The organism is Desulfobacter hydrogenophilus, from assembly GCF_004319545.1.
GTDB lineage: Bacteria > Desulfobacterota > Desulfobacteria > Desulfobacterales > Desulfobacteraceae > Desulfobacter > Desulfobacter hydrogenophilus.
In genome coordinates this window covers 3,524,284-3,538,534 of the sequence record NZ_CP036313.1, presented here as the reverse complement: position 1 = coordinate 3,538,534, position 14,251 = coordinate 3,524,284, and the positions used below count along the sequence as shown (strand labels likewise).

The following is a 14,251-nucleotide window of genomic DNA, read 5'->3' as shown; positions in this document are numbered from 1 at the left end:
CCAACGATGAAAATCACAATCGATACGCAAAAAAAAAATCAGAAAAAACCCGGCGTTTCTGTTTCACATGAGAAAATAAAACCCAGAGAATCATTAGAAGGTCAGGTTCAGGAAACAGCCCTTCCATTTTTTCTAAAACGGGTAGCAATGTCTTCGCACCGTCCACCTGAGCACCGGCTTCCTATTGATGAAGAAGAGAATCCCTTACCACCACAACGAAAACTTTCTACTGTCCAAAGACAACCTCTCAAGGAAGAGGAGAAACTTATTCAGGCCGACCTTGAGATGGGAGCTCCTGATGATAAATACGAGTTAGAGGCTGATCAAATGGCGGAAAAAGTGTTACAAATGGACGATTCGGCCATTCGCAGAAATCCAGTCTCGAAGCGTATTCCGCCCTTACTCCAACGCTTAATAATGTCTGAGGAAGAAGAGCATACGGTGGCCCTTCAGGCAAAAGAGTCCTCGTCTATAAGATCCCATACCTCTACGGATATTGGGGAAACCGTTTCAAATATGAAAAGGGGCGGCCAGCCCATGTCGACAGCCGACAGGACCTTTTTTGAACAGAGAATGCATGCAGATTTCGGAGGCGTTCGTGTGCATACAGATAACGTGGCCGATATAACGAGTCGGGATCTGAATGCCCGGGCTTTTACTGTCGGTAAACATATCGCTTTCCGGGATGGAGGCTATTTGCCGGGGACCGATGCAGGGAGGCGTTTGATTGCTCATGAACTAACACATGTCATTCAACAAACTGGTCGTGGAAGAATTACCGATAAGCTTGATAGAAAGACAAACGCCCATATAAAAGCTGATGATTTAATCCTTAAGGGAGACGCTTCAGCCATAACACCGCACGCGACACGCTTCATTTCACGCAGCTTGATTCAAAGGGTTTTTGACCCGACAGTTACGAGACATCCGGATATTTTACTGGTATTGCTCAATGATCCTGATTCCAATATTCAGGTTAACGTAACCAATCATCGAGAAGCCCCGAGCAATACACGCTTCAATTGGCGATGGCAATCTATTGATCCTGAGAAAGTGGAAGATATGGGGGCCACACCTCAAGGGTTACCCCGCGCCAGCCTCAAAATGAAAGCTAAAAAGTTATTTTCAAGTTTAAACATGACTCCCGAGTTAGAGGTTGGGAATCAGGATAGTAGTACAACGACCCATACCGATCCGGTCGGTGTTGCAACAATGATCCCGTTAGTAGATTGGGGGATCGAATCAATGTCTCGCGGTGACCGTGGGGGGCAAGGTGTGGGGTTAGGTACGTCTTTTGGATCTCAAAGTTATGCAAATCTTTTTGTTGGGGATACCATTACGATGACAGGAGTTTTTGGAGATATTGATAATGCGCAAACAGCGGGTATCGAATTTTCACGCATGTCATTTGCTGTTGATATTGCCGGTGGATCGGGTGCTGCCCGTATCGATATTGGAGAACCTACTTGGGTTGAACCCAATAGAGTGGAAGTGACTATTACTGCGTTGACTGCCGGAAATTCATTTGCAAGCATAGACGCATACATTCCCGGTAGAGACAATGCGTTTAGTCATGATATTGAACTCAACATCGTTAATGATCCAAGGGGGTTCAAAGACAAATGCTCCACAGCCAATTCATTGATTCTTGCACGCTACTCTGCAGGCAGAGATTACTTCCTTCAGGCTTCTCAGAATTACAAAAACGGATATGAAGCCCATAAATCCATCCTTGATGACCGGACCGCTCGTGCAAAACTCGCAAGAGAAATCATATTAGGTGTTCTTTTCGGAGCCCTCGGTGGTGTTGCGGGAGGAGCCGTGGGCAGTGCTCTTGGCGCATGGTTCAAATCAAGCGGCAAACTAATGGCCGAGACACTCGGCGCCGCCGGAACGGGTGCAATTACAGATGCAGCCAAAGATTTAACCAAATATGTTGCCAGATTACCGGGTAGACTGCTCAGGGAAGTCGGGGGCACCTCTTCCGGTACGGGGGCTGCACAACCGGGTTCCGGTGGCGGTACGACTCCAGCTGGTGTGACGGGAAGAGGAGAGACAGGTCCTGCTGCGGTCGATCCTTTTGGTTGGTACCTTGGTGTTGAACGCGTGTTGATGTCTGAAAAAACAGAGGCATCAAATTTAGTCCTTCAAGCCCAAAGAGTTGCTGATCTGGCACTTGATCGAGGTGAGAATGTCGAGTTTGATTGGGATCCAGAAGTCGTTGTGGAAGACCGATGTACGATTGACGGAAAGCCTTTAAATGAACTTGGCGAACCGCCTAGCGCAAGTCAGTATGAAAAAGCTTTTTGGGCTGCTTGGTTATCGCAATATGCATACACATTGAGGACCGATATCGGTGGAACCTATGTCGTCTCGAATGTGGGAGGAAAATTCAGGGAGGACCTGGAGGCTGTCGCCCAAAGACACAATGAAAACTTGGACGATTGGATTGTCTTGTTTGGTGGGCAGTTGCATGATCAATTAAGTGAACAGGAATCTGGTCCCGGCATCATAACCTGGGACTGATGCTCACAGGGCCTCATAAAACACGATCCTGCGGTGCTCTAATATTCAAGGAGATGATTGTGAAAAATTCGGATATGATAAGTCGGCTTCAAAGGCTCAAAAAAAACAGATCATACGGTGAGGATTTGACCGGTACAGACATATCAGGCATTCTCATTGAAAATGTATCGCTTCGCAACGCTAAACTTGACGGTGCAGACTTGTCCAGGAGTCACTTAATCCAAGTCGATTTGAGTGGTGCGAATTTAAATGGTGCTGATCTCAGAGGTACAAATTTTGAGCTGACAAATTTAGAGGGTGCTGTTTTGGATAATGTCAAAGCTGATCGTTCAATATTCACTCAGTGCCGGTTTTCGGGGAGCCGATTCCTTAATGCCGTTTTCGGATGGGCTATGTTTCGAGTATGTGACTGTGAAAGAGCAGATTTTTCTAATACGAATTTTTCAAGAGCAAAATTACTGAACAGTTTTTTTGGTAACGCGATTTTTTCAAATACTCAATTGCTTGGTGCAACTACATTTGCCTCTTCATTTCCTAACGCCCAACTTGAGTCAGCTATGAATTTTTTTAGATCACGTGAAATGATCGCAGAAATCCTGCAACCCTACGTCGAGGATGATATGGAGAGGGCGAAACTGGTAGGTGCGATTCTCACTGCCCGGCAAGTCTGTTTTGGAAAATGGAAAACGCTGCTGGCTTCCCAGACTGAGTATAGAGATTTGGCAATGAAAATTTTTAAAGGATATCCCTATTCCGGTTTGGAACGTGCTCTACGGGAAGGTTGGACTCCTGCGGTTATTGCGGCTGTTCAGGATGAGAGTTAAAGGTGGTAATCCCAGGTTCCGGATGGAATAAGTGCAGTACTGCTCAAATGATCTCACCGATCCACGGCATTCTATACGAGGCCTTATTTTATGGGAATCAGACAGATTCGAGACTATACCGCCATTTTGCGAGATATTCGGATTAGGGTATGATCAGCTCTTTGATAAAGCTGAATGACTTACGGTCTGGCTGGTGAGGACCTTCTTCATAAAATTTAGATGTTTTCTAACTCTACAGCGACACGTCTGAAATCACCTCTATCATTGGAGCATTTTATAGCTCTAAATCAGCTATAATATGTTGATTTTTCATCCCTTTTTGTGTGAACAAAGACAAGTTGTCGCTGTAGAGCGAAATCCTTTAATTAATAAATTCAGGTATTCCTGTGTAAATTTCAATAACTATGGGGGCTCTCTTTTAACTATCTACAAACTCATTTCCGGCGCTGTCATATACTTTTTGTCCCAGCTTTCTTTCATCAATCAGGCGTTGGCTGATCTTTTTCAAATCTGCAATTCGTCCGGCATATTTAGGACTGATATGAACTAACGCATCCACAGGATCGGCAGACGCCAAGGCCGCTTTTACCCGTTTTTTGGCGGCTCTACCCTGATGGTGAATATCGGCGATTACCGCGCAGACCAAATCGGACCGGCCGTCCAGGTCATACCAGCGATCGTATCTTCGGCTCATTTTCTTCTGAAGAATCTCAGCGGCAGTTTCCACCTGAAGTCTGCCGATGTCCAGGTCATTTGCGGTCCAGTGAATCAGTCGTGCAACCTGAAGGACTTCCTGCTCGTTAATTGTTTTTCGGAAGGGATTCAAATAATTCATGAACAGCTGCAGCTGCTTTTGTCCCCTCGGCCCTGTTTCCATAACTGTTTCAAGATCGGTTGTGCCGCCGTTTTCATTGACACGGGTCAACCGTCCGTCCAGCATTTTTATTTCGGGAAAATAGTCTTGTGCTTTGGGAAGGTTAACCAAACGGCGGAATAACAGAATCAAATTATCTTCAGGCGTGTGGGCTGCAAACTGATAAAATCCGTAGGTAAATTTGGCCCGGTCATAGGTGTTGAACACGTTGAAATAATTTTTACTTTCACAATATCCCGTTAGTTCAAGTAAATAGGCCCAATGATCAATTTGCGCCACATAATGATCCGGATCAAATTGTGGCCCGTCATACTCGCTTGCCCGCCGGAAAATGCCATAATATTGACTGGCCTGATTTTTCACTTCACGGCCGACATAAAATTCCTGGTCATTTTCTGCGTTAACAGCCCGGGCATACCATTTGTTCCCTTCCCGCCTGTCAAGGGAAAAGGCAAGCCCGGTTCTCACCGTCTCTGCATTGGAATCAATGCGTAGCTGTAGATCGGAATTGGGGATTGTGCCGTAAAAAAGTCCCTGATCGCCTTCGTATATACGCTGAAAAGTATCAAAAAATTCATCAGGAAGCCATTTGACGACCTGATTATTGGTATTTGAATAATGATAGACAGAACCGTCAAACAATACACCGATGTGTTTTTGGGGGATGTTTGCCATACGTTTACGCCCAAGATCAACAACATCTTTTCGGGTAACGAAAACCAGGATCGGCCGGTCGGACGGCCTGTCTTCAAATTTTCCAACCTTTGGGCATTGGGCAAAAATCTCATGCACCCTGATATTGCCGGGTTCACTGTTTCCCCCTTTAAATTCCTTGCAATTAAATGAAAACGTAAGACCTGTCATATGGCTGACAAAATGGGCACAGTGATTTGCCGAAACGGTATGGAATTTATTGGGACATATTTTGTCGATTGATTTGCCTAACGCATTTTCCAATTTGGATTTTAAGCGATTCATATGAATTAGCCTCCTTGTTTGATGAAACAAGTTGAACAACAATACTACTGGTTGATTTTGTTTCGTCCAACCACACCTTAAACGCCAGACCCAAGCCGCTGAATTCAGATAATTGCGGGGTACTTAGACGCCATATGACGACAGGCGTCAATCCCAGCGCTAACCAAAACATATCAATCTTGAATTCATTATTGATTTTATAATTAATAAACAAAATAAACAGAATCGACGATTTTGCCCTCACCCTTAATTTCTTTTAATATCTATCATAGTATCTCATGATTTTCTGAACTTCAACGTTTAAGTTTCAGGCGGTTATATGACGGAACCCCATCTTTGCAGAAGTCCTGAGAATTCCACGTCGGGTAAAAATTTTAAATAAATAAAATGTTGATATCTTTAGATGCAATTGACCATAGCTCCTTACGTCTTTGAAATTGACAAAAGGATGAAAAATAATATATTCTGAAATCTGTTTTTTAAGGTAGAAGCCAGCTATGCCGCTGTAACTTATACACATTTTACACCAACACAGGCAAAGGAGATGCTGGTGGGATCGGTTCTTTCCATTGGCGGATTAGGAAAGTCTTTTTCCGGTCAGCCTATTCTTCAGGATTTTGACCTCGACGTAAAAACAAGCGAGTTTATTACGCTTCTTGGGCCGTCCGGATGCGGTAAAACAACGCTTTTACGTATCATTGCCGGTTTTGAGAAGCCTGACACCGGCACCATCCGTCTTGACGGAAAAAATTTGCTTTCCCTGCCGGCTGAAAAACGCAAGGTTAACACCGTATTCCAAAGCTATGCTCTGTTTCCCCATCTCACTGTGTTCAATAATGTTGCCTTTGGCTTAAAAATTAAAAAAATCAAAGGCCGGGAACTTCAGACACGGGTGATGCAAGCCCTTGAGCAGGTAAAGATGAAAGCATTTGCGGAACGGTATCCCCATCAACTCTCCGGCGGCCAGCAGCAGCGAGTGGCCATGGCCCGTGCCATTGTCAACCGCCCCAGAATTCTTCTGCTGGACGAACCGCTTTCTGCTCTGGATGCACGGCTGCGCCGGGAAATGCAGATGGAACTGAAAAAACTGCAGCGGGAAATCGGCATCTCCTTTATCTTTGTCACCCATGACCAGGAAGAGGCCTTGTCCATGTCGGACAGAATCCTGGTGATGCAGGAGGGCAGAATTGCCCAGCTTGGCACCCCCCGCCAGGTTTACGAGGAACCGGAGAATCTTTATGTTGCCCGATTCATCGGCGATATCAATTTTTTTCCGGGGATAATCAGTAAAACGCTTGATGCCGATCAAGTGGACGTCACCATCTTTGGCCGACAGATTACGGCCCATACCCAGCGGTCATTCCAGCCAGGCGACAAGGTGGTGCTGCTGCTTCGGCCAGAAGATCTAAGGCTTTATGAGCAACCCCCAAAGGATATAAAAACCTTTACCGGCAGCATTGTTGAGCGCAGTTACCGGGGATCCACCCTTGATACTCTGGTCCGTCTTGATGACGGTCTATTGTTGACAACCTGCGAATTTTTTGATGAGGATGACCCGGACTTTGACTACAGTGTGGGCCAGCGGGTATATATTACCTGGGTTAAGGGTTGGGAGGTTGTTCTGCCAGATGAAGATTCCTGACAACACCCGGCTCTGCATCATCCTGCTGATCTCAGGATGGTTTATCCTGTTTGGTGTCATTCCGCTGCTGCTGCTTGTCATTACAAGTTTCCTGACCATGGATCCGGCAGACCTGGTCAAATTTTCTTTCACTTTGAAAGCATATTCACAGCTGTTTATTGAACCGGGCTATATCATTATATTCACCCGTTCTGTAAAATTAGCCTTGACAACGACGCTGTTGTGCCTGGGCTTAGGATATCCCTTTGCCTGGTACACGGCCAGGATGCCGCCGAAATGGCGCACGTCTGCCCTTATACTTCTGATGATTCCCTTCTGGACCAATTCCCTTGTCAGGACCTATGCCATGCGCATGGTGCTGGGCACCCATGGCGTACTAAATAAAGCCCTTTTAAGCATAGGATTCATCCACACCCCTTTGAAAATCATGTACACGGATTATGCGGTGTTGGCAGGGCTTTTTTATCTGATGCTGCCCTTTATGGTACTGCCGTTGTATGCGACCGTTGAAAAACTGAACTTCCAGCTGATCGAAGCCGCACGGGATCTGGGTGCAGGTGCGTTCAGTACATTTACAAAAATTATTTTTCCCCTTACCCTGCCCGGTATTATGGCAGGCTGTATCATGGTATTTGTCCCCACCATGGGGCTTTTCTATGTGGCCTCCCTTTTAGGCGGTGCACGCCAACTACTTGTGGGAAACCTTATCCAGCAGCAATTTCTCAACGCGAGGAACTGGCCCCTGGGCTCGGCAACCAGCATTGTACTGATTCTTTTTATGGCGGTGATGCTGATCGGATACGGACTGCTGTTACGCCGTTTCAACCGGGGAAGGGAATAAACGGATGAACATGTTAAGGCTGTTTTACTTTGCAGGCATATTTTTCTATCTCTATCTGCCCATCAGCGTACTGATCGTCAATGCGTTCAATCTGAATAAATACGGCATGAAATGGGACGGATTTACCTTTAAATGGTTCACGGCCATGCTGGAAAACCATTCCCTGATGGAAGCGGCCCGTCATTCCGTGGTCATTGCCGTATGCGCGGCCACTCTGGCCACAATGATCGGCGCCTTGGCCGCCATCGGACTGAACCGTTACCGGTTTTTCGGACGAAAAATCATCCAGGGCACAAGCATGACCCTGATGATGGCACCGGACATTATCCTGGCCATTGCTTTTCTTGTCCTTTTCATCGCCCTGGGTATCGGGTTGGGTTTCTGGTCCCTGCTGTTTTCCCACATCACCTTCTGCCTGCCCTTTACCATCATGACCATCACGGGAAGACTGCAGGATTTTGACCCCAATCTTCTTGATGCCGCCAGGGATCTTGGGGCATCGGAAAAAAACATTCTCGCCCGGGTGATTCTGCCCATGATGCGGCCGGCACTTATCTCAAGCTGGCTTTTGGCCTTTACCCTGTCCCTTGATGATGTCATCATCAGTTCATTTGTTACAGGCCCAAGTTACGATGTATTGCCGTTGAAAATATTTTCAATGGTTAAAGTGGGAGTCAAACCCGAAGTAAATGCGCTTGCCGCCCTTCTGGTCCTGCTCTCCCTTGCATTGGTTATTGTCAGTCAATTAATGTTGAAGGAGAAAAAATCGCATGAAACTCTTATTTAAACCTCTTATTATTCTTACTGTCGTGCTGCTTGCCGCAATCCAGACCCAGGCCGCAGAAAAAATTTATGTTTACAACTGGACAGAATATCTGCCTGAATCAGTAATTGCGCAATTCACCAAAAAAACCGGCATTGAAGTGGTTTACGCCACCTATGACAGCAATGAGACCATGTATGCCAAACTCAAGCTGATCAAAAAAGACGGGTATGACGTGACTGTTCCCTCAACCTATTTTGTTTCAAAGATGGGCAGGGAAGGCATGCTCATGAAACTGGACCATACCCTTTTACCCAATATGAAGAACCTTGATCCCGAACTTTTAAACAAGGATTATGACCCGGATAACAACTACTCCATTCCCTACATGTGGGGGTCCACCGGCATTGCCGTAAACACCGACGAAATTCCCAAAGAACAGATCACATCATGGAAGGATCTGTGGAAACCCGAATTTAAAGGTAAACTGCTGCTCCAGGACGATTTGAGGGAAGTGTTTCACATGGCGCTGCGAATTAAGGGATTTTCCGGCAACACCACGGATCCCAAGGAAATTGAACAAGCCTACCTGCTGCTTAAGGAGTTGATGCCCAATGTGCTGCTCTTCAACTCCGACTCTCCTAGATTGCCCTTTCTGGCAGGCGAGGTCAGCATCGGCATGATCTGGAATGGTGAAGCCTGGATGGCCCGGGAAGAAAATCCGGCAATCCAGTATGTGTATCCCAAGGAAGGCGCAAGCTTCTGGGTGGACAGCTTTGTTATTCCCAAAGGGGCAAGAAACCCCAAAGGCGCCCATGCATTTATCAACTTCATGATGAACCCCGAAGTGGCCAAGGCCTGTGTTGAAGAATACGGGTACCCCACCCCGGTGGAACCGGCCATTGCTCTGCTGGCTCCAGACATCGGCAGCAGCCGGACCATCTTTCCTGACTCTAAGGTCATCCAACAAGGAGAATTCCAGAATGACGTGGGACAGGCCATTGAAATTTATCAGAAGTACTGGGAAAAACTTCGTACCAGCGACTAGTGTTTGAACCCAAAGCCACCCATCTGCAACGTTGCAGAAGAATTTAAAATCCTGATTGTCAATTGTAATTTCGGTTACAAATTTTTCTGCACCTCTGCCGCGCTTTGTATATGAGCCAAAGCCCGACAAAATTTCGTCTACGTTATTTCATCTGCGGTCCTAATATCTTAAATCTATAATTCGGTACAAAGATTATGTGATACATGGCAATGCCATATTGTTTGTGATAATTATTCTAAATAAGACCCATGTCCTATCGAACACAACGAAACATGAAATATTTGCAAAAGATAACGATGGTAAAGAACAACATGAGATCCAGAAATTTTTCATCATTTACTCAAAATTTGCAAAAAATGAAAACATGGTTGATTAAAAATTTAATATTACAAATCAATGGTGGTAAAACGATCGATACAAAATTTACAGCGTCGTATTTTCAGAAATTTCGTTTGCTTTTGATTTCTGTATTTATGTTAATTGCATTGGTACCGCTGCTGTCTTTTGGGTTTAATGGGTTTTCCAAAGGTAAGCAGATGATTGAAGAGAAGGCGGCGTCCTATTTAACCAATCAGGCCAAAAGAAACGTTGAAGCCATTAAACTGTTCATGATGGAGCGGGTGAATGATATTCATTTGATCAGCAGTATCTGGAAAATTTCACAAACAAATTTCAGCAACCATATTGATCAAATAGCCAAGGATCAGCATAGACCCTATATTGATTTTTTTATTATGACTCAAGCTGGGCACCTCTTATTCAGTACGGGAAAAGAAAGGATTGATTCCAAAATTTTGGAGATGGGCGCATGCGACACACGATCCTGGCAGGGAATCAAAATGTCCAAGATATTCAGCGTGACTAAAGACAATGATGATATCCCTGTATTGATGCTGTCAAAACCCCTATCATCGGGGACAGTCACACAAGGTGGGTATTTTTTACATTGCCTGGTCGATTTCAGCGCAATAAGTAAGTTGCTCAAAGAAAATAATATGGAGGATACCGGCGAAGTCTATTTGGTTAACCAAGAAGGATTGTTTTTATCCACATCCCGATTTGGCGCCAAAATCCTTGAAACCAAGATTTCAATGAAAAAACAATTGCCCGAAGGTAATTTGCCTGCATATCAGGCCATTGACTATCGGGGTAAATCTGTTCTGCAGGCCAGACAGAATGTCGATCCGTTTGGCTGGATCGTAATGGCAGATCAGGACATGGTAGAGATACTGAATCGTATCAAGACGCTGGAGAAAAAAGCATTTTCTTATGCCCTCATAACCGGTGGGCTTGTTTTAGTTTTGGCTTTTTTTATATCAACGTCCATTGCAAATATGGTCAAGGAAAAATATCAACGGGAAAAGCAAATGGAATTTCAGGCGATTCAGAAAGAAAAATTGGCATCTATGGGCCTTCTAACCTCCGGCCTTGCCCATGAATTGAACACGCCTTTGGCAAATGCGTTGCTTTATACGCAAATTGCCCTTGAAGAGATGGAAGAGCAACCTTTTGACAAGGAGAGCATATCTCAGCATTTATTAACTGTAATTGATGAAATTAAGCATGGCAGCAGTGTCATAAAAAATCTTTTGTATTTCTCAAGACACACACAAAGTGACCTGCAAACAGTCAATTGCAATGATCTTCTGACCAAATTGATGGAAATCACTATTCCTCACTGTGACGCAAAAAATATTCATGTTGAAATGACTTTAATGCCTGATATACCGGATGTTCTGGCAGATCCCAGCACCCTGCAATCCATTATTACGAATCTTGTGGCAAACGCCATCGAGGCCATGCCTGATGGCGGTGTTCTTACATTGAGCACCCGCTATATTCCAGTCTTGAAACTGGTAAAAATTGAGGTGGCCGATTCCGGTATCGGTATCTGCCAGGAGGATATGTCAAATATATTTAATCCGTTTTATTCAACCAAAAAGCCCGGGGAGGGAACGGGCTTGGGACTTTTTATCAGTTATGAAATGGCAAGGAAACTGGGCGGTGATTTAAAGGTGGTCAGTTCAACCCAGGACGATGCGAGCAAACCTGGGACAAATTTCACCCTTGAACTTCCAACTGGGGATTAGAAAGATATGAGTGTGGTTCCGTTTACAATATTAATCGTGGAAGATGATGTGACTTTAAACAGAGGCTTGGTACATGTCATTAAAAAAATGGGGTACGATGTATATTCCACAAAGTCCGGAGAACAAGCCCTGAAACAAATCAAGCAGCATTCATTTGATCTGGTGATTTCAGATTTCAAACTGCCTGGCATTGACGGTAAGCAGGTTTTAAAAGCAGCAAAAAAATACGATGCCGATATCATGTTTATCATGATCACGGCATATGGCACAGTAGATACGGCAGTGTCTGCCATGAAAGAGGGGGCTGAAGATTATATTCTGAAACCCTTTGATATGGAAGAACTTAAAGTTGTAGTCAAAAAGACGTTGGAGAAGAAATCTCTGCTCATCGATAATATCCATCTAAAACGTCAGTTAAAACAGGAATATTCTTTTGATAATATCATAGGGAACAGCCCCTCAATGATGGAGGTTTTTAAAACTATCCACCATGTAAAAGATTCCAAAAGCACAGTACTGATTCGTGGCGAAACCGGTACCGGAAAAGAACTGGTGGCAAAGGCCATACATTATAATGGAGACAGGGCAGCAAAACCCTACATTCCGGTGAATTGTGCCGCAATCAATGAAAATTTGATGAACAGTGAATTATTCGGACATGTTAAAGGCGCATATACCGGAGCGATATCGGATAAGCAGGGTTTTTTTGAGGCTGCCGACGGAGGCACCTTGTTCCTTGATGAAATCGGGGATATTGGCAAAGGGCTTCAACAAGCCCTTCTAAGAGCCATTGAGAGTGGAGAAATCCGACCGGTAGGATCATTTAAACGGAAGATCGTTCAGGTTCGAATTATCGCTGCCACTAATAGAAATCTTGAGGATATGGTTAAAAAAGGTCGCTTCAGAGAAGATTTGTACTATAGACTTAATGTCGTCACCATCAGTTTACCGCCATTGCGTGAACGCATTGATGATGTTGCGCTGTTGGCCTTTTATTTCTTGAGACGTTATGCTGCCCAGAACAACAAGCAGATTGATCAAATATCCTACGATGCGTTAAAATTGATGGAAAAATACAATTGGCCCGGAAATGTGAGAGAGTTAGAAAACATTATCGAAAGAGCTACTTTATTCGAAGAAAGCCCCGCGTTAACAGTAGAAAGCCTTCCCAGCATTTTCAGACACTCTGTCTCAAGATCCCCTCGCAGGAATATCAATTCATTGGATCAGATGAACAGAACGCACATTGAGGAAGTGCTGGAATCCACTGGAGGTAATAAAACCGAGGCCTCCAAAATTCTGGGTATCAATCGCTCTACGCTTTATCGGATTATGAAACGATTCAAAATTCAATGATTACGCCAACGTTGGTTCGGACCAACGTTGGGGGTTAATAAAATTATCACTCGATCATCAAGTTTTTAGGGAATTTGTTCAAATTCAAGGCGGAAACAATTTTTAACCGGATGAATATACAACATATTTTGAGGATTAAAATTTTTTCCAACGCTGAAGTTGGGCAAATTAACAAAAACTTGATCATCGAGTATCAGGTCAATCCCCCGGTAATGAAGGAAAGCCCATTCATCTAAAGTCAATTACACACTTTTTGGGTGCAATTTGCATCGGTGTTTCATTCTGCGACACCGATGCAACAGTTTTAATATTCGAATAAATCATAAAACATAATATTTTCAATGTGTTAAATAAAATCCAGATCTTGGTACACTCTTTGCTCTTACCATAACCAAAACAATAGACATCGTTTTATATGAAAGTCGAAATAACTCATTGAATTACTTTCATGTTTCATTTTGGGTTGAGTCTTGGTGCTGATAGACCGGTCGGCCCATGGCCATTAATACAAAAAATCCGGGAGAATGATAGTCAGTCTGTTTTTTAACTGGAGGGAGGATGAAAGATCACATTTTTGGAAATTTAATGGACTGGGCTAATGCACTGGACACGCTGCACTTTCTGAGAGATTCGGCAACCCTGGACGATCATCAGGAGGCGTTGATCCAACTGCTTCGCTATGACAACAACTGGCGGCTGCGTGAAGCTGCTGTTGAGGCTGCCATGACATTAAGAAAGCCTTCCATTGAGACGGTAAAACAGATTGTCCAGATGATTAAACGGGATGATCTTTACTATAACATCCGCATTATGGCGACCGAGGCTTTATCAACGCTGGTTCCGGTGATTATGGAGAACAAAGATCTAAACAAGAACCTTGTCCGCGTGTTTATCAATGAGGCGAACCACGAAGTATCGGCATTATTGTCTTCGCCGGTACCACCGATTTTCCATGATGCGCTGGACGTTACATATGAACAGATCCAAAAGATTGCTGCAACCGTTTGATCGGCACGCACTGAGCGTTTTAGGGTAAAGGGGCGCGCCAAACGAATAATGATCGTTAATATGGAGACTATGAACAAGATGCCTTTAAAGAATATGGAATCAGCCGAGAATCTATCAACCTGGTATTTTTGTCCGTATTGTCAAAAACGGCTGTTCAAGGGGAACGTTGAAACACTGAGAATGACCTGTCCCAATTGCAACCGGCTCATTGAGTCGGACGGGAAATCCTCTCTGAGTTTAAAAAGAAGAGGATCGAAATCAATCCCTGGAAAACACCTAATCTAATGACTGTTTGAACCAT

10 protein-coding genes are annotated in these 14,251 nt (G+C 44.4%); 9 read left to right on the top strand and 1 reads right to left on the bottom strand.

Annotated elements, in window-relative coordinates; translation table 11 throughout:
• Positions 1-6: 6 nt before the first annotated feature.
• Together EYB58_RS15745 and EYB58_RS15740 are read left to right on the top strand one after the other, a co-directional pair.
• Positions 7-2,526 (top strand): eCIS core domain-containing protein, encoded by a 2,520-nt coding sequence (locus tag EYB58_RS15745; protein WP_111954839.1) that lies wholly within the window; start codon positions 7-9, stop codon positions 2,524-2,526.
• A 59-nt stretch (positions 2,527-2,585) separates the two neighbouring features.
• Positions 2,586-3,350: a pentapeptide repeat-containing protein gene (locus tag EYB58_RS15740; RefSeq protein ID WP_163354327.1), complete on the top strand. Its 765-nt coding sequence runs from the start codon at positions 2,586-2,588 to the stop codon at positions 3,348-3,350.
• 418 nt (positions 3,351-3,768) lie between these two features.
• Here the strand turns inward: EYB58_RS15740 and EYB58_RS15735 are convergent, their stop codons facing one another.
• Entirely contained in the window at positions 3,769-5,202 is a 1,434-nt protein-coding gene (locus EYB58_RS15735) for a hypothetical protein (RefSeq protein ID WP_111954842.1), read from the bottom strand.
• Positions 5,203-5,752: 550 nt separating this feature from the next.
• Here EYB58_RS15735 and potA point away from each other — a divergent pair.
• The 7 genes from potA to EYB58_RS15700 all read left to right on the top strand — a co-directional run bounded on the left by potA (position 5,753) and on the right by EYB58_RS15700 (position 13,950).
• Positions 5,753-6,844: a spermidine/putrescine ABC transporter ATP-binding protein PotA gene (gene potA, locus EYB58_RS15730; RefSeq protein ID WP_242637399.1), complete on the top strand. Its 1,092-nt coding sequence runs from the start codon at positions 5,753-5,755 to the stop codon at positions 6,842-6,844.
• The gene (potB, locus tag EYB58_RS15725) at positions 6,831-7,685 is read left to right on the top strand and encodes a spermidine/putrescine ABC transporter permease PotB (protein ID WP_111954846.1); all 855 of its coding nucleotides are present in this window, start codon (positions 6,831-6,833) and stop codon (positions 7,683-7,685) included. Before potA ends, potB begins: the two co-directional genes overlap by 14 nt.
• Positions 7,686-7,689: 4 nt before the next feature.
• Positions 7,690-8,472 carry a spermidine/putrescine ABC transporter permease PotC gene (gene potC / locus EYB58_RS15720; RefSeq protein ID WP_207309062.1) on the top strand — a complete coding sequence of 261 codons (783 nt, stop codon included), beginning with the start codon at positions 7,690-7,692 and terminating at the stop codon, positions 8,470-8,472.
• Positions 8,456-9,496: an extracellular solute-binding protein gene (locus EYB58_RS15715; RefSeq protein ID WP_111954848.1), complete on the top strand. Its 1,041-nt coding sequence runs from the start codon at positions 8,456-8,458 to the stop codon at positions 9,494-9,496. Before potC ends, EYB58_RS15715 begins: the two co-directional genes overlap by 17 nt.
• A 536-nt stretch (positions 9,497-10,032) precedes the next feature.
• Positions 10,033-11,586 (top strand): sensor histidine kinase, encoded by a 1,554-nt coding sequence (locus EYB58_RS15710; protein WP_242637398.1) that lies wholly within the window; start codon positions 10,033-10,035, stop codon positions 11,584-11,586.
• Between the two features lie 6 nt (positions 11,587-11,592).
• Positions 11,593-12,942, top strand: coding sequence for a sigma-54-dependent transcriptional regulator (locus EYB58_RS15705; protein ID WP_111954850.1), 1,350 nt, complete (start codon positions 11,593-11,595; stop codon positions 12,940-12,942).
• 558 nt (positions 12,943-13,500) lie between these two features.
• Positions 13,501-13,950 carry a HEAT repeat domain-containing protein gene (locus EYB58_RS15700; RefSeq protein ID WP_111954852.1) on the top strand — a complete coding sequence of 150 codons (450 nt, stop codon included), beginning with the start codon at positions 13,501-13,503 and terminating at the stop codon, positions 13,948-13,950.
• The last annotated feature ends 301 nt before the right edge of the window (positions 13,951-14,251 follow it).

What these genes read in the sequence shown, in the direction of transcription:
- EYB58_RS15745 (WP_111954839.1), top strand. Translation starts at nt 7, where the DNA reads ATGAAAATCACAATCGATACGCAAAAAAAAAATCAGAAAAAACCCGGC.
- EYB58_RS15735 (WP_111954842.1), bottom strand. Translation starts at nt 5,202, where the DNA reads ATGAATCGCTTAAAATCCAAATTGGAAAATGCGTTAGGCAAATCAATC.
- potB (WP_111954846.1), top strand. Translation starts at nt 6,831, where the DNA reads ATGAAGATTCCTGACAACACCCGGCTCTGCATCATCCTGCTGATCTCA.
- potC (WP_207309062.1), top strand. Translation starts at nt 7,690, where the DNA reads ATGAACATGTTAAGGCTGTTTTACTTTGCAGGCATATTTTTCTATCTC.
- EYB58_RS15715 (WP_111954848.1), top strand. Translation starts at nt 8,456, where the DNA reads ATGAAACTCTTATTTAAACCTCTTATTATTCTTACTGTCGTGCTGCTT.
- EYB58_RS15710 (WP_242637398.1), top strand. Translation starts at nt 10,033, where the DNA reads ATGATTGAAGAGAAGGCGGCGTCCTATTTAACCAATCAGGCCAAAAGA.
- EYB58_RS15705 (WP_111954850.1), top strand. Translation starts at nt 11,593, where the DNA reads ATGAGTGTGGTTCCGTTTACAATATTAATCGTGGAAGATGATGTGACT.
- EYB58_RS15700 (WP_111954852.1), top strand. Translation starts at nt 13,501, where the DNA reads ATGAAAGATCACATTTTTGGAAATTTAATGGACTGGGCTAATGCACTG.